The sequence below is a fragment of the Flammeovirgaceae bacterium SG7u.111 genome, from assembly GCA_034044135.1.
Taxonomy (GTDB): Bacteria; Bacteroidota; Bacteroidia; order Cytophagales; family Flammeovirgaceae.
In genome coordinates this window covers 309,403-325,826 of record CP139021.1, presented here as the reverse complement: position 1 = coordinate 325,826, position 16,424 = coordinate 309,403, and the positions used below count along the sequence as shown (strand labels likewise).

Sequence of the window (16,424 nt, the reverse complement as noted above, 5' to 3'; positions counted from 1 at the left end):
AAGAATTATTTTTTATGAACAGCCCATAAAACTTATGGGCTGTTTTTTTTAGCTTCGCTGAAAACCTCGGCGATGAAAAATATATACCTCAAAATCCTGCTTGGTTCACTCCTTACACTTAGCTTATTTGAAGGGCATACCCAAGATATTCCCGCATCGGCTGATGGAGACTCAAGCAACTTCAACTTCGTACCTGTTCCCTATCTCAACTATAGCCGGTCCACTGGGCTTGCAGTAGGCGCACTGCCTATGGCCATGTACAAACTCAACCCTGCCGACACTATTTCCCCTTCCTCTATTGCGGGACTTTTGGGTACGTACAGCACCAACGATACTTGGTTTGCCATGGTATTTTCAAAATTCTATTTCAATGAAGATAAGTGGAGAGCTACTGCTGCGGCGGGCTATGGAAACATTAACTTTCAATTTTATGTAGCCTCACCTATCGATAAATATGTGGGCTACAACACAGGAGCAAAATTCTTATTTGTAGAGTTACAACGGAAGGTAGTCGATAAGCTCTACTTTGGGGTAAATTATGTTCGGTCTAGCTTCGATACAAGTTTTGATATAGGTATCCCGGCGGAGATTAACGTAAACTTGCAAGGGCTGGGAACAATACTCTCTTACGATCGGCGCGACAGTGTGTATTATCCCAGAAAAGGGCTACTGGCGGAAATAAAGTTCAACTCTTTCCCTGAGTTTTTTGGAAATGAATTTATTTCGAGCAATGTAGAAATAGAACTCAACAAATTTTTCCCCATTAAGCAAGGCAGAGATGTGGTGGCAGCAAGGCTCTACGGAGGTTTTGGCATTGGAGACCTTTCTTTCAACCAACAATTCATTATAGGGCGAACGGATATTCGTGGCTATACGCAAGGCGATTATAGAGGAGACCAAATGGTGGCAATGCAAGCCGAATACCGCTGGAACTTCCACAAAAAATTGGGAGCAGTAGGCTTTTTCGGACTCGCAACTGTTTTTAACGGCATCAACTCTGAAGACGATGGGAAAATCTTGCCTGGCGCAGGTGCGGGTTTTCGCTACATGATATTCCCCAAAAACCATATGAATGTGGGGATAGATATAGCCGTAGGTAACGGAGACTGGGGAACATACTTCAAAATTGGTGAAGCATTTTAAGTGACTGACCATAAAAACCATTTATTTGGACTGCTTCTTTTTCCGCTACCGCCTGCAATAAAAAACCATTCCGTAACGCTGCTAGCAAGGATATTTTGTCCCGGCGGAGAACCGCTAGCCTAACGAAAAAATAACCCCGTCCAAAAAACGGTTACTTATGTCAAACACAAAAATCCCCTCGGCAGTGCCGAAGGGATTTCCCTATCTTACATTACACATTTGCTCAATATAAGCTATTCACCTGTGGTGAAGTCATCTGCTCTTTCATGATATTTTTCAAAAACAAGTTCTACTGCCTCTTTTATACGCTCTTTATCTCTATCAAATACATCGTTGTCCATAATGCCTGAAGCATACCCTTGCCATACCATGGCTCCTGTTTTCTTATCAATCATATGGATCAAAAGCGTACCCTCGGCAAGGTCATATTCTTTTACACCATTTAATTTCATATCAGAGCCAAATGAAGACCAATATTCATAATAGGTATCGTTTGTCTCCACAACTTTCCCATAGCCTCTAAACTTAGTTGGTTTTTCAAATACCAAAAAGTTGATCAACAGATCGGGGGAAGTAGTACTTTGCTCATACCCCAAACCTTCCATTTCACCTTTTATGGCATCCATAATGCTATTTTTCAAGATATAATCATTGAGCGTATAAAAGCTGTTTTCCTTTATTTTCGCTCCAGATGCCCAGTCAAAAGTTTTGTATTCACTGAAATCATGTTCTGGTAACCTGTCCGATGCTACGGTATAATCTTGGGCATTTGTTAGCCCTATTGCCAAAAGCATACTGGTTATTATTAATGCTATTTTTTTCATGGTTAGTTCTGTGTTAGAGTTAAAATTTATTTCTATTCAAATATTTCAATGAACTGAAAGTCAGTCGTTAGTTTAGCTTTTTTTCTATTTTTGATGTAAGTCAACTTTATTAAGATTCAAATTTTTGATTCATGCTGTCCTCTACAAACTCAATTTCTTCTTCGTGCCTGTGCAGCATTGCTTGTGACATAAGCGCCCAATTCCTCACTCTTTTATCGGTAAGCTCATCTACGTCATCATAATGGTCCTTCATGAACTCATAGGAATCTTCCAATAGCTCTACATATCTATTGTCAAAACGAGCCCCTATCTTCATCTCTTTGTACTTATCAATCTCGGCAATCCTATCCTCTCCTAGGTGAGTAGGTATCACAAACCCATTGTCCCTCATAATAGCCTCCGCACTGTCATTTTTATCGTAAAGGTCAGAGCCGATTTTATCTGCTAGTTGCCTAACTTCTAGGTCAAGGGCTTTGGTTTGGGCAACTTTGCTTATTTCTATCAACATTTTGTTCTGTAAATACGCCTCAACCATAAAATCAGCTTGCATTGCTTTGTTAGGTTGATCCGAAAATTTATATTCATTTCTGGTATCGGCTATTTCCTCAGGCTTGCTTTTGTACACATCGCCGCAGCCCCAAAGGAAAAAACCTCCAGTAAGTACCAATGCTATATTTTTTAATTTTTTCATGATGTATCGTGGTTTGGGTTCAGGCTGCTACTATTCCAAAAAAACTTATTAGACAAGCAGCAAAGCCTAATTTTATTATCAATCAAAGCTCAGGAGATCCTTTTTAAATGTCAGTGAAAGTGTGATTATCAACGCTAATCCTAAAAGGATAAAGTGTATGTTCTCTTGAATGAACTTTGCATAATCAATCACTAAAGTTTCCATCGCTTAGTTAGTTTCAGTTGAATATTTGGTTATTAATAAGCTATTTGCCCTATAAAGTGAAAGGATTGTACCAAGGAAGAAAAACGGTATGGAAACGAATCAGAAACACTGCTATAAAAAACTGATCTACAGCATTTTATCAATGTATCAACACAACTAAGCAAAAGGAGTACTTAGCATTGGGAAAGAGGAATAAATGAAACAGCAGGTGTAGAATTAATTACACGAAGGGCAAAAAAAGCCCCTTGATTTGAGAATCACAAGGGGATATACTTTTATATGAAATGGAAAACGGTTCTTAGTCAACTACTTCCACTCCCTTCCAAAAGGCTACGTGGTCTTTTATGCCTTTGGCCGCTTCCTTAGGATCAGGATAATACCAAGCAGCATCAGCGTTGGCTTTTCCATCTACCTCCAAGGTGTAGTAAGAAGCAGTTCCTTTCCAAGGGCAAAGGGTATGCGTATCGCTTTCTTTAAAATAGGCTTTATTGAGGGTAGAGATTGGGAAATAATGATTTCCTTCTATCCTAACGGTTTTGTCACTTTCGGCCAACACTTGACCATTCCAAATTGCTTTCATTTTGTGTGTATGTTTTGAGGTTTTGCAATAAATCTTAAGTTAATTTAATCACAAACCCCAACAGACTGAGCAATATAAAGTTCCCAATTTCCATTTTGTTGACCTACAAAAAAAGTCCCAAGCAACAGCCTGGGACTTCAATATCTTTATTCGTAAAGAGCTTACTTTTCTGAACCTTTGAGGTCAGGGTCTTCTGAGTCTTCAATTTTGCTTACTTCAGAATCATCTATGGATGGGGTTTCTGCATCATCAGCCTCTGCCTCCGTCACTACTTCCACCTCAGTATCTACCACTACCTCCTCTTCTGGGGTTTCCTCCTCTTTTTTAGGTAAGAAGGTGGACTGGAAAATAAGGATACTCACCACTCCCAAGAAAATTGCCGAATCTGCTATGTTGAAAATAGCACTGAAAAAGAGGAAACTTTCCCCTCCCCATACGGGCAACCAAGCAGGCAACGTACCTTCTATCAGTGGAAAATACAACATGTCTATCACTTGCCCATGAAACCAAGGAGTAAAAGCACCGTCAATGGCATTTCCTTCAAGGAATACACCATAAAACACACTATCTACCACATTTCCTATTGCCCCTGCCAATATTAAGGCCATGCACACCAATAAACCCCAGTGCGCTTTTTGGTTGATTTTCCGATACAAGTAATAACCGATAGCTCCGCTCGCCAGCAACCTAAAAAGGGTAAGGAAAAACTTGCTGTATTCTGACTCGAAATTTATCCCGAAGGCAATGCCTGGGTTAAGAACATAATACAATTTGAACCAATCTCCTATTACAGAAATTTGCCCATTATATCCCATTTCCATGTTGAAATGGACCAATAGTTTGCTAGCTTGGTCTATAGCAATGACCAAAATTGCTATCAGATAGTATTTGAAATACTTCATTTTATTTCAATAAAATAAGAAAGCTTTTTGTCGCAGATTCGCTTAAATAGTTGGTAAAAGGCGACTTGCCTCCAAAGTTATCCTTTTTTGCTAGAGCGATGATAGTTTTTTTCCAATATCTTCTTCTTGCCCCTAGCTTTCCAACTTGCTTACTCAACAAAAAGCTTGTACTAAACTTGCCTTAGTTAGTGAGAAAACTTCATTTTTAGTTCAAAAAATCACTTTTTTACTTGCCCTGCCAAAGGTTCAAAAGCTTCTACTTGCTCAAGTTCAAAAAGCCGCTCCATCAATTGCCATTTCTCATCGGCACTTGCCCCTTCGCCACTTGCTTGGAAATTTGACACATAGGCTTCCCATTCTTGTTGCCTAGGCAACGTCCCCAACTTCCCCATAGCCTCTTCATGATCAAAGTCTATTACCGTATCCATTATCATGAAAAGAGTGTTTCCGGTAAGGTAAATCTCCATATCGAGGATCCCAACTTCCCTCATCCCCGCTTCTATTTCCTTCCAAATTGCTCCTATTGCATGCGCCTCTTTGTACTTTGCAATAAGCTCAGCATTATTTTCCAGCTTAAGTGTTTTGCAATACCTCTTGTAGGGAACCTTAATTCTTTCTGCCATTTCTAACGTTTCTTAGTTCTGTTTTTCCAGTAAAGTTATTACCCCAAAACTAAGGCAACTCTTGATATTATAAAGAAACCATTGCTTTTATTACCCCACTTTTTGGCTTCAGCCAATCGTTAAAATAAGTTGCCATTTTGTCGAAAGGAGCACGATGCGTAATCCATGGGCGAGTATCTATCTCACCTTCCTCCATCATCTTTATCACCTGCCTAAAATCGGAAGTCGTTGCATTACGGCTAGCTATGAGCGAAAGTTCTTTGGTATGAAAATAAGGGTCTGAAAAAGAAAAATCTCCTAGAAAAAAGCCTACATAAACAATTCGAGCGCCTGGAGAAGCGTACTTAATCACATGCTGCATAGAGGTTTTATTACCTGTAGCATCCAAAATAACGGTTGGTAAATTTCCTCCAAAGCTATTTTTTATTTTCGAAAGTTCATCAGAGCCCCCGCCTTCTATCGTCCCGTCAAAAGCCATTTTATGCTTGCAAAAGGACAGACGAGCTTTGTTTATTTCCAACACTACCGTTTTAGCCCCTTTCGCTTTGGCAAAAACAGCCGAAGCCAAGCCAATAGGCCCTGCTCCCACTACCAATACCAAGTCCGAAGACTTCACCTGTGCCCGGTTTGCCGCATGGCAACCTATCCCTAGCGATTCCACTAAGGCAAGTTCATCAAAATTCAATTTATCTGATTTGTGGAGATATTTGGCAGGTAGTTTTATCTTTTCCCTCAAGCCGCCATCTTCATGTAGCCCAAATACCGAGAGGTGGTCTCCGCAATTAGTAAAGCCATTTTTTACAGCCTGATCGGCAACTGGATTGAGGTAAGGCTCAACCGCACATCTGTCCCCTTCTTTCAAGTTGGCCACGTTCTTGCCCACTTCCTCCACTTCCACACCCAATTCATGGCCAAGAATAATAGGATATTTCATATTCGGCTGAGAGCCTGCAAAAGCATGATAATCTGATCCACAAATCCCAATCCTTCGCACCTTTAACAATACTTCGTCAGGACGGAGCCTCAAGTCAAAATGCCGGTCGGCATAAGCCAACTTTCCGGGCTTTTCAAGTACAATTGTTTTCATCTAATGTTAGGTTAGTAAATATGACAGGATTAAGCGCCTTCCCTCTCAAGAAAAGGCGCTTACCCAAACTTACTAACTGTTTCCGTGCACTTGAAATTCTTTCGCAAAATTATTTGCCTTTGGTCAGAATAGTTCCCGTTATCTGGTCGAACAAGTCCTTTTCTATCCCTCCTGCTTCCCAGTCTTCCAAACTTGCTTTTATTTGCTCTGTTTTTCTGGCGCCCATCACTATTCTGTCCGCTTCTTCTACAGAAAACAAATAGCGCTGTGCCAAAGTAGGTAGGGAAATCCCTTGTTCTTTAGCTATTTCGTTTATCTTTTTGGCAATTGCTACGTCTTTATTGGTAATCCACTCATTATTAGGAGGGTTCTCACAATACAATTCAAACCTGGTCCCCAGCAACGCCATGTGAAGGGAAGATGCCGCATAATAAGAAACCTTCTCCTTTTGGAAATGAGGAACATCTTTTTCGAATGCAGAAAGATTACAAGCATCCATTTTCAAAAAGCCCGAAACCACGGAAAAGTTAGCTTCAGTTATATAAGGCCTAAACCCGTCCGTTGGGTTCCCTCCTACGCCAAGTTGAGCGACCAAACCTTCTTCTTTAAAGGAAATCAATGTTTCCATTATATCGTCCATTTGCTCTAGCGGAACCAAATGTGGCTCATGCAAAAAGAGTAGGTCAATTTGCCCTACACCCAACCGTTTTAGGCTTCGCTCCACACTCTGCCGCATAGTAGCCGCCGAATAATCCACATAGCATTCATCTGCCTTTTCGGCTGGCAACCTGCCCACTTTAGTACTCACAAATGGTTTTTCACCTTTCCACTGTGCCAAGGCTTTCCCCAAAAACTCCTCTGCTCTATTATAAGAAGGCGCACTGTCATAAGACATTATGCCATGTTCTAAAGCGTACAATAAACAACCGATCGACTCTTTTTCGTCTACTTCTCCCCATACTCCACCTAAGCCAGAAGTCCCATACACTAAGCGACTGCCTTTGTTGAAATTCGTCTCGTGCCGAATATCGGATTTAAATGTTGGTTTCATCATTTTTCTGATAAGGGTTATAATTTTATTGACCCACACAGCCAGTACTTTTACACATCAAGTATGGCTTTTTAAGCAAAAAAAACGCATATTACTAGCTAAAGACATTCTTTTGCACAGGTCTTAATTGGTTAATTTTCACCTTCAATTTATCTCCAAACCAAAGTGCTTTGCAAATTTTATTTGCGAAAAGGCTTGCACAAATCACCCTCGAAGACACCAAAGTAGCAAACCCAAAAACTTGCTTCTAGCCAGCACCAAGCCCCCTTATACTTTCTTTTTTGAGCCAGCCAACCAATTATTCGCTAATAGCATTACTGTAAAAGCAGAATTGTTTATAACTTGCATTGTCAAAAATTATTTATTTGGTGAACCATTCAAAAAAGTCATGATGAGTTTATTGGTGAAAAAAATTATCAAACAACAGAGCAAGTTTTTGCTCTTTTTAGTTATTCCTATGCTATTGATCGGTTGCGGCTCACAGTCCAAAAAAGAGACTGAAGATGAAACCGCAGGCGATGGAGAGGAAATTGTTTTAGACGAAGAAATCACAACGATGGATGTCGCAATGGAAGATTTCGAAAGGATGCTCGACGAGCTACCTAGCCCAACCAAAGTTCCAGTAATCTTGGAAGAAGTAGGTGCTCAGTTCGATCAAGGTATTTTGGTTCCTGCTGCTAAGGCGCAAGACTTCATGACCACAAATGGCAAAGCTGCCATGAACCTTGGCGTACTTTCTTCTGACCTCGGGTATTTGTGTGCTTACAGCAAAACACAAGACGCTATTAACTATCTCACAGCCACACAAAAACTTTCGGAGTATTTGGGCGTGAACAATGCTGTTCAAACTTCAATGACCAAGCGTTTTGAGGCTAACCTTTCAGACAAGGACTCGCTTATCAGCATCGTAAACCAGTCAATCTCTTTGGCCAAAGATTACCTTTATGAAGGTGAGCGTTTTGGAACTTCTGCATTAGTAGCCGCTGGTGGTTTTGTAGAAGGGCTTTACATTTCTACTACGCTTATAGAAAACTACCCTGCTGATGCGCCAGAAGCTAAAAAGAAAGAAGACCTTAATGGTTTACTTAAAACTGTATTGGAGCAAAAAGATCCTTTAGGCAAATTGGTAAACGTATTGAAAGAGCTTGGTGACGACGATGCTGAAGTGGTAGCCATCAGAACTGAGGTTTCAAACCTTTTCGATATGTACGACCTAATAGGTATAGAAGAATTGATAGAAGCTGGCAAAGAAGACGAAGTATTGGAAAACGATACGTTCAAAAACATTGCCGCTCAAGTGAAAAAGACCCGTGGTATCATTGTAGAATAAGCAACGGATTTTTCTACAAAAAAAGGGAAGCCCACGCAAATGCGTGGGCTTCCCTTTTTTTGTATCCAATCTATTAGCAATCCTTCATTCCCTACCTGATCAGGAAGCCTCCCCAATCCGAGTCATTCCCACGAAAGTGGGGCACGCCCAGTGGGAATCTCCCTACTACTGCACCGAAATGCACCACTGCTCTTCAAAAGAGAAAGTTCCATAATACCTGCTGGTGCATGGGTTGGAGATCCCGCATCTACGTGCGGGACGACACTGGTTTTTGTTTCCTTCTTTTTACTTACCCCTTCCTCACGCTCCTACCCAATCAGCACATTGGCACATCATCAAATTATCGTATCATCTAATCATCCGACAAAAACTCGCCTAAAATAGAGCTACTTCCCTTCGTCGTATTTTTTCCATAAGGGGAAATAGCTTGGATAAGCTTACGGATAGGCATGGACTGCAGCCAAACTTTACCCGTTCCCCTCAGCGTAGCCAAGAACAAGCCTTCACCACCAAATAGCATAGACTTCAATCCACCAGCTCGCTGCACATCAAAATCTATCCCTTCTTCAAAAGCCACTACGCAGCCCGTATCTATCCTCAGCTCCTCATCGTGCAACTCTTTCTCTATCACCGTTCCGCCAGCATGGATAAATGCCATCCCATCTCCCACTAGCTTTTGCAAGATAAACCCTTCGCCCCCAACCAAGCCCGAGCCTAGTTTCTGATTGAAATGCACCGAAATTTTTGTCCCCAACGCCGCACACAAAAAGCCATCTTTCTGCACTATTAAAGATTTCCCAGGCGTGCTGTTCAAGTCAATGGGAACAATAGTACCTGGATAAGGTGCTGAAAAGGCTACATGCCCTTTCCCTACTCCTTGGTGGGTAAAATGCGTCATAAATGCTGACTCGCCCGTAAGCATCCTCGAACCAGCCTGCACCAATTTGGAGAAAAAGCCTGAGATAGGGTTAGACCCATCCCCCATTTTTGTTTCAAAACTGATTCCCTGTTCCATATACACCATCGCTCCCGCTTCGGCTATCACCGTTTCCCCAGGATCCAGCTCTATTTCCACTATCTGGATAGACCGCCCAATAATTTTATAATCTATTTCATGAGAATTCATCATAACTATTTTCAGTGTAGGTTAATTCAATATTCAAATCTTTAGCTTAAGTAAAGGCAAAGTCCCGTAGTTTGCAAATTTTATACGCTCCATTTTTCCAATAAACAATACTACGCTCCTCAGCAGAAAGAAGTATAACAATACCATTCAAAAAAACAAAACAGTAGCATTGGCTCATAAACCTGAGCATATTTTTCCCTATTCACAGATTAAACAGTATAATTGGGAACGTGTGCAGACTGCACCTTTCACATTGAACCTTGTTTTACAACTGAAACTACTCAAATCATGCCATTAGTAATTGTTGCCCTAGGCATCCTCGTACTGCTCGTACTGATGATCGCCTTCCGTCTTAATGCCTTCATAGCCCTCATTCTTGTCGCCCTTGGGGTCGGTATAGCCGAGGGGATGAACGTAAACGATGTAGTCGACTCCATCCAAAAAGGAGTAGGCGCCACCCTCGGATATTTAGTATTGGTACTGGGCTTTGGCGCCATGCTCGGCGGGCTGATAGCCGAAAGCGGCGCAGCCCAAAAAATCACTTCGGCTCTTACCAAAAGCTTTGGAATCAAACACATCCAGTGGGCCATTGTACTCACCGGGTTCATCGTTGGAATTCCCATGTTCTACTCCGTAGGCTTCGTCATCCTCATTCCTTTGGTATTTAGCATTGCCGCCTCTACAGGCTTGCCTATGCTCTATGTAGCCATCCCTATGGTAGCCTCGCTCTCCGTTACCCACGGCTTTCTACCTCCCCATCCTGGTCCTACTGCCATTGCGGTCATCTACAAAGCCGATATCGGAATGACCCTCGTCTATGGCATCCTTATCGCCATCCCAACCATCGTGTTGGCAGGGCCTATGTTTGGCAGGTTGCTCAAAAACATTAAAGTAACCCCGCCCAAAGGGCTATTCGATACCAAGGTAGTCCCCGAAGACGAAATGCCCCCACTTTGGGTAGGCGTCTCAACCGCTTTGTTACCTGTGCTCCTCATGGGCATAGCCGCCATAGTCAAGCTTCAGCTTACCGAAGGCGAGCCTATTTATGAGTTTTTTACCTTTATAGGCGATCCTATAATCTCCCTGCTCATCACCGTGATAGTTGCCATTTTCACCTTGGGAATAAACCGAGGGAAGGATGTAAAAGAAGTAATGGGAACACTCACCGAATCGGTAAAAAGCATTGCCATGATTATGTTGATCATCGGTGGAGGTGGTGCATTCAAGCAAGTATTGATAGACAGCGGCGTGGGCGATTACCTCGCCGATATCCTCAAAGACAGCGACTTTTCCCCGCTCGTACTCGCTTGGATAATCGCTGCATCCCTTCGCATAGCCCTAGGCTCTGCCACGGTGAGCGCCCTCACTACGGCAGGCATCGTCTTGCCCCTTATCCAGAGCCAAGCCGCCAACCCCGAGCTAATGGTGCTCTCCACGGGCGCAGGCAGCCTCATGCTCTCCAACGTGAACGACTCCGGCTTTTGGATGTTCAAAGAATACTTCAACCTCAGCATTGCACAGACCTTCCAATCTTGGTCTGCCATGGAAACCATCGTTTCGGTAATGGGCTTGCTGGGTGTACTGTTGGTCAACCAGTTTGTGTAAAGAAAAAAATCATTTTTTGGAATGGATATCCGAAAGGATATCTATTCCAATTTTCTTCATAAGCGCACTTGCATTAAAATTCTGGCAACGCCCTTTTGTTATTTTATAATCAAATAAAATTTCATCCTTTTCAATGCTGCTATTAAAGCTATAGTCTAGCACGTTTTCAGCATCTTCCAAAAACTTGCTCAGTTCAATATCGTGAGTGGTAATCATGCCAAAAGCATTGAGCTTGCTTAGTTGCCTCACAAGGGAAACCGCCCCTACTTGCCTATCCAAAGAGTTCGTTCCTTTCATTATTTCATCAATAAAAAACACCACTGGCTCATCAGTTTTAAGCAACTTCAACAACTGCTCAATCCTTTTGAGTTCTGCATAAAAACCTGAGACACTTTTCCACAAACTATCTTTGGTTTGGATGCTAGTAAAAATAGTCAATCCAGATATGGTGGCAGCACTTGCACAAATAGGCGCTCCTGCAAAAGCAAGCACCATATTTACCCCCACAGTCCTTAGAAAAGTACTTTTCCCTGACATATTTGAACCCGTAATCAGGCAAATTTGCCCTTGTTCGTTTAAGGAAAAATCATTGGAAACCCGTTGGTCTTCTGGAATAAGAGGATGCCCTAACTGTTGAAACTCAAGTAGGTAATCTTTATCTGAAATTTGTGGGAAAGAATAATGGGGATTAAGATAAGAAAACCCGCCCAAACTACTCAAAGCCTCCACTTCGCTCATGGCACTTACCCATTTTTCAAAATGCTCTGAATGGAGAAGCTTCCATTGCTCCAAACGAAGCAAACAGTAAATATCGAGCAGAAAGAGATAGTTGAGCAAAGAATAAAAAGAATTGCTCGCAAATGGAGCATTTTCCCTACCTCTCAATTGCAAAACCAATAGGTTTTCTCTCAGTCTCTTTAACTCTTTGCTCGCAAAAAAGGCTTCTTGACGCAATTCCTTTTTTAATCCTACCAATAGTTCGGCAATAAACGCTTCCTTTTCTATTAAAGAAACCATCTGTTGAAAAGCGCCTAAAGCACCCATAAAATTTTGGGTTTTAAAAATCACATCCTCACTTGCAGCTTTTTTTCTACGAAGAATAAATGCGTTGATCGCAACCACTGCTAGAAGGGGAAAAACAGGAATGTAAGAAACTAAATCTCCTGTTACTGCCAAGGCAATTATTACAGATTTGAGGTTCATCACAAAATAGCTCAAAGCTGAAATAGACAAAACTGACATTGACAACAACAAGGTTTTGTAGAAAAGAAATGACTTCGCCAACAACCTCGGTTCTTTTACCAAAGTTACCAATTTGCCCATTCCAGCCCCAGCCCCTTTATAATGCATAGCCGAAACTTGTAGAGCTTGCCGCCAATCAAATTTTCCTGCTAATTCTATTACAGCGCTTTGCCTTTGTTCTACCACAGCTTTAACTTCACGCTTGCCCAACCACTGCGCCAACTTTTCCTTACCTTCCTTGCTCACACACCTGTTAATAAGCTGAAAAATAGAATACTCCCCAAAAACATGAAGATCCGATGTGTAAAAATGTGATTCATCTGCATACGCATTTCCCCCATCAAACTTTTCAAGTTCAATTCCCTTTCGTTTTATTTCATCTACGTTGATTGTTTTCAACAAAGCAGTACGCTTCAGTAAAAACTGGACTTTTGTATAGCTATTTACCAGAAGAAAAAAACAGGCAAACAATACAAATGGGACAATGTAAAAGCCTATACCCGCCCTACTGTTGGCTAAATAAACAGTTGCAATAAAAAAAGACACAAAGGCGAAGAGCCTAGCCACCGAAAGCTTTTTTGCCTTTAGTTTTAAAGCATTGTATTGGGAAGTATAAAGTTCAATTTTTTTGCGAAAAACACTATCATCCATATTCAATAAAAATAGTTCCTAACTTTACCATTTAAAACCAAACTGTACGGATTTGTTAGGGGTAGGCAAAAAGTGTACATTTTCGCACAACTCCTAAGCAACAAAAAAGGCAGTATAAATTTGAAAACCAATTATTTAACACCGAAGGCACAGCCTTTGAAAACAATAGTACTGAAGACAAAAATCCTGCAAACTATGAAACCATGTTTACACCACAGTGCCTCTAAATGCTTAAAACTATTACTATCTAAAAGTTGGCGATGGTACGATGAAACTGCCATGCCATTTATTTTAATTGCCGGGCTAATTGCATTGGTTCTTATCGCATTCTTGTAGGCCAACAGCTCCCCGGTTAATCAATCGCAAACCCAGCTAAACTTCAGAAAGATGAGCACCAAATTAACCTTTATCAAAACAACCAGCGAACATTGGGAGAGAAGTTTCGGTTTTCCTGGGGAAAGCCTTAGGCTCGAATTTTCGAAAGAACATGCCATCAATTGTGCCGACGACAAAGTTGTGGTACATGTAGAAAAAGACACCGAACTTTTTAACGCATTCAATAGTAACTTAAATAGCATTTACCACCTAGGCTTGGAACGGGCTGGGGAAATAGCCCAGCTGATCCTCGACAAACTAGATGTTGATCAGCGAACAAAAGCCGCTATTCTGGGCAAGCTCCAGCAACGGCTCCAAGAAGAAAACCTCTAGTGAAAAGCCTCTTTTGCAAGAGGCTTTTTTTTATTTTTTCATTTCCTTCTCACAGAATACTCTCAAAGCATATTGAATATGGTAGATTTAGTCCTATAAATCAATCAAGTCACCAATAATTCGATTAGGATGAAAGAAATAGGCACTAACATGTTACTTGGAATAGCCATTGGAGATGCGCTTGGCGTTCCTTACGAATTTTCTTCGCGTGAACAAATGTTGAAAGCTCCAGCCAAGGATATGGTTGGGTTTAAAACTCACAACCAACCCGCTGGAACTTGGTCAGACGATAGCTCACTTACCTTTTGCTTAGCGGAAGCACTCATCCAAAAATATACGTTAGAAGCTGTTGCTATCAACTTTGTCAAATGGAAAAATGAAGCTTATTGGACAGCTCACAATGAGGTATTTGACATCGGAATGACTACGGCAAAAAGCATATCCGAACTAGAAACTATCCTGGCAAATGGCAACTCTGAAGAATTCAAACGCTTAAAGTATGCCGCTGATGAATCGGACAATGGGAACGGTTCATTAATGAGGATTCTTCCTCTTATTTTTGAAATTTACCAACAACCAATAAAGGCTCAATTTGAAGTAGTTTGGGAAAACTCGGCGCTCACCCACAAACATATAAGGGCCGCAATGAGCTGCATGATTTACCTAAAATTTGCTGAATATTTGATAAATGGACTTAAAAAAGAAGAAGCTTACTTCAAGACTAAAACTGACATTGTAAATTTTTGGAAAGAAATTGATTTTTCCGAAAACGAGCAAGTTCATTTCAAAAGGCTCATGAAGGATGATATCAGAAGTTTAAATGCGCTTTCTATCAACGCAGGTGGGTATGTTATCGAATCATTAGAAGCTAGTTTTTGGAGCTTCCTCACTTCAACTTCTTTCGAAGAGTGTGTATTGAAATCTATAAATTTTGGGCACGACACCGATACTACAGCTGCTATTGCAGGAGGGCTCGCAGGCTTGTATTATGGCGGCAAAAACATCCCTCCATTTTGGCTGGCATCGCTAGCAAAATTTGAAGAAATAACTGAGCTTGGTAAAAAACTAGATGAAAAGTATAAATAAAAACTTACTAGATTTTTCTACCCTACTCTAGTTTTCCATTAAAAACCACCACATCCTCGTTTGCCTGCATCAGGTATTTTTTGATTTTCTCGAAGTAGGTAGGTTCTATGGCATAGATGACGGCTTCTAGGAAAAAGTAGTTTTCATTTTCTTCCAAGATTTTGATTTGCGGTTCACGGTTGAGCGAAAACCAAGGGGCGGTGAGCAGCTGTGTTTTTGTTTTATTTATGACTCCTTCAAGGTCTTCTGTTTGCGGAACTTTTAGGCGGAAGGCTTGGCTGTGCACCGTTTGGGAAGGCTGGGCGCTTACCCGCATTTCCCCAGTTATTTTGCTATAGGGAACGCTTATCACCTCGCCCCTGTCCGACTCTAGAGAAAGAGAACGAAAGCCCATAGAAGTGATTCGCCCTTGGGCAAAAGGCAAGCTCAGCTTTTCGCCGACGGAAAGAGCAGCATCGAGGCGCAAAATCAGCCCTGCCACCACATCGCGGAGGGCAAACCAACCCACCCAAATCATAATCACCACGCTTACTAGCAGCACAACTATCGAGTACCACAGCGGATCGTTGAGCAAAATTTTAGCTCCCCAAACAAAAAACAGAAACCAAATAACCGCTTCGGCTATGGGCAAAAACCGCTGCCATATTTTTTGCGATTTTCTCCTCAAATTAATCCTTCTGAGTGCCAAAAAAGCAATTCTCAATAGGATAAAAAGCGCCACGCCCACCACCAATACTTCCACGAGGGCAATGCCTGAAATATCAAATGTCAAATCTTTCATTACAACAAATTAATAAACAACATAAATATTGAACTTGATCATCGCCTAATTTTTTAGCTCCTGTTTAAGCGTTACTGGTTTCGAGTTGCTGACGGTCCGCCGCTGCGGTTCTGAACTTTCCAGTTATTAAAGCTTTACTAGATGGAGAAACTTTATATTGTTTCTTTTAAAAACTAGTAACAAGAAACTAGCAACCAGTAACTATTATCAATGTCCGTCAAGAGTCAAAATGAATCCTAACTCCATTTAAAGAGAACTATTCACTTTCCTATACAAAACACATTTCTTCAAAGAAGGATAATCTTCTAGCTTTGGGTGGTTGAAATACTCTTGCTTTTCCATCCCTATTTTTTCCATAACGGCTGTGGATCTAAGATTCACAGCAGGCGCCAAGGAATAGACTTCTTCTAAACCAAACTTCTCAAAAGCCACTTCCAAACAAGCTTTTGCCCCCTCGGTAGCGTAGCCTTTTCCCCAAGCCAACTTGGCTAACCGCCAGCCAATGTCTACACAAGGGGTAAAATCCGCTGCGTAGTCTTGATAAGCTATTCCAATGAACCCTATGAACTTTTGGGTTTTGAGCAGATCGACGGCAAAATAGCAATACCCCCTCTCTTCGTACATGCCCTTCATTCTCTCTACAAAAGCCTTGCTCTCGGCTAAAGAAGGTAGTTTTGGAAAAAACTCCATCACCGCTCGGTCGCTGTTTAGTTCGTGGAAGGGGGCAATGTCGCTCTCTTCCCAATTCCTAAACCCAAGCCTTTCCGATGTAAACAAATACGTTTTCACC

Annotated in this window: 16 protein-coding genes; 5 read left to right on the top strand and 11 right to left on the bottom strand. The window is 41.5% G+C overall.

Annotation, left to right across the window (positions count from 1 at the left end; translation table 11 throughout):
* Positions 1-72 precede the first annotated feature (72 nt).
* Positions 73-1,143: a BamA/TamA family outer membrane protein gene (locus tag R9C00_01280; protein ID WPO36080.1), complete on the top strand. Its 1,071-nt coding sequence runs from the start codon at positions 73-75 to the stop codon at positions 1,141-1,143.
* 233 nt (positions 1,144-1,376) lie between these two features.
* Here the strand turns inward: R9C00_01280 and R9C00_01275 are convergent, their stop codons facing one another.
* The 7 genes from R9C00_01275 to R9C00_01245 all read right to left on the bottom strand — a co-directional run bounded on the left by R9C00_01275 (position 1,377) and on the right by R9C00_01245 (position 7,108).
* Positions 1,377-1,967, bottom strand: coding sequence for a DUF4136 domain-containing protein (locus R9C00_01275; GenBank protein ID WPO36079.1), 591 nt, complete (start codon positions 1,965-1,967; stop codon positions 1,377-1,379).
* A gap of 109 nt (positions 1,968-2,076) precedes the next feature.
* Positions 2,077-2,658, bottom strand: a complete 582-nt coding sequence (locus R9C00_01270) for a DUF4142 domain-containing protein (protein ID WPO36078.1) — start codon at positions 2,656-2,658, stop codon at positions 2,077-2,079.
* Between the two features lie 502 nt (positions 2,659-3,160).
* Positions 3,161-3,442: a DUF427 domain-containing protein gene (locus tag R9C00_01265; protein WPO36077.1), complete on the bottom strand. Its 282-nt coding sequence runs from the start codon at positions 3,440-3,442 to the stop codon at positions 3,161-3,163.
* A gap of 161 nt (positions 3,443-3,603) precedes the next feature.
* Positions 3,604-4,344 (bottom strand): lipoprotein signal peptidase, encoded by a 741-nt coding sequence (locus tag R9C00_01260; protein ID WPO36076.1) that lies wholly within the window; start codon positions 4,342-4,344, stop codon positions 3,604-3,606.
* Between the two features lie 218 nt (positions 4,345-4,562).
* Entirely contained in the window at positions 4,563-4,967 is a 405-nt protein-coding gene (locus R9C00_01255) for an L-rhamnose mutarotase (GenBank protein WPO36075.1), read from the bottom strand.
* A gap of 67 nt (positions 4,968-5,034) precedes the next feature.
* On the bottom strand, positions 5,035-6,054 hold the full coding sequence (locus R9C00_01250) for a zinc-binding alcohol dehydrogenase family protein (protein ID WPO36074.1): 1,020 nt from the start codon (positions 6,052-6,054) through the stop codon (positions 5,035-5,037).
* Between the two features lie 109 nt (positions 6,055-6,163).
* On the bottom strand, positions 6,164-7,108 hold the full coding sequence (locus R9C00_01245; protein WPO36073.1) for an aldo/keto reductase: 945 nt from the start codon (positions 7,106-7,108) through the stop codon (positions 6,164-6,166).
* A gap of 385 nt (positions 7,109-7,493) precedes the next feature.
* On the opposite strand from R9C00_01245, the gene R9C00_01240 reads away from it, so the two are divergent.
* Positions 7,494-8,435, top strand: coding sequence for a hypothetical protein (locus R9C00_01240; protein WPO36072.1), 942 nt, complete (start codon positions 7,494-7,496; stop codon positions 8,433-8,435).
* 352 nt (positions 8,436-8,787) lie between these two features.
* On the opposite strand, the gene R9C00_01235 is transcribed toward R9C00_01240, so the two are convergent.
* On the bottom strand, positions 8,788-9,561 hold the full coding sequence (locus tag R9C00_01235) for a TIGR00266 family protein (GenBank protein WPO38752.1): 774 nt from the start codon (positions 9,559-9,561) through the stop codon (positions 8,788-8,790).
* 288 nt (positions 9,562-9,849) lie between these two features.
* Between R9C00_01235 and R9C00_01230 the strand changes: the two genes are divergently transcribed.
* Positions 9,850-11,166, top strand: a complete 1,317-nt coding sequence (locus R9C00_01230) for a gluconate:H+ symporter (GenBank protein WPO36071.1) — start codon at positions 9,850-9,852, stop codon at positions 11,164-11,166.
* 9 nt (positions 11,167-11,175) lie between these two features.
* Here R9C00_01230 and R9C00_01225 read toward each other — a convergent pair whose 3' ends face one another.
* Positions 11,176-13,059 carry a hypothetical protein gene (locus tag R9C00_01225; protein WPO36070.1) on the bottom strand — a complete coding sequence of 628 codons (1,884 nt, stop codon included), beginning with the start codon at positions 13,057-13,059 and terminating at the stop codon, positions 11,176-11,178.
* Between the two features lie 387 nt (positions 13,060-13,446).
* Here R9C00_01225 and R9C00_01220 point away from each other — a divergent pair, with 387 nt between their 5' ends.
* Positions 13,447-13,767 (top strand): hypothetical protein, encoded by a 321-nt coding sequence (locus R9C00_01220; protein WPO36069.1) that lies wholly within the window; start codon positions 13,447-13,449, stop codon positions 13,765-13,767.
* A gap of 150 nt (positions 13,768-13,917) precedes the next feature.
* Positions 13,918-14,853 (top strand): ADP-ribosylglycohydrolase family protein, encoded by a 936-nt coding sequence (locus R9C00_01215; GenBank protein WPO36068.1) that lies wholly within the window; start codon positions 13,918-13,920, stop codon positions 14,851-14,853.
* 22 nt (positions 14,854-14,875) lie between these two features.
* On the opposite strand, the gene R9C00_01210 is transcribed toward R9C00_01215, so the two are convergent.
* Both R9C00_01210 and R9C00_01205 read right to left on the bottom strand, forming a co-directional pair.
* A complete protein-coding gene (locus tag R9C00_01210; GenBank protein WPO36067.1) occupies positions 14,876-15,634 on the bottom strand; it encodes a mechanosensitive ion channel in 759 nt (252 codons plus the stop codon).
* A 246-nt stretch (positions 15,635-15,880) separates the two neighbouring features.
* On the bottom strand, positions 15,881-16,423 hold the full coding sequence (locus R9C00_01205) for a GNAT family N-acetyltransferase (protein WPO36066.1): 543 nt from the start codon (positions 16,421-16,423) through the stop codon (positions 15,881-15,883).
* Position 16,424: the final 1 nt, after the last annotated feature.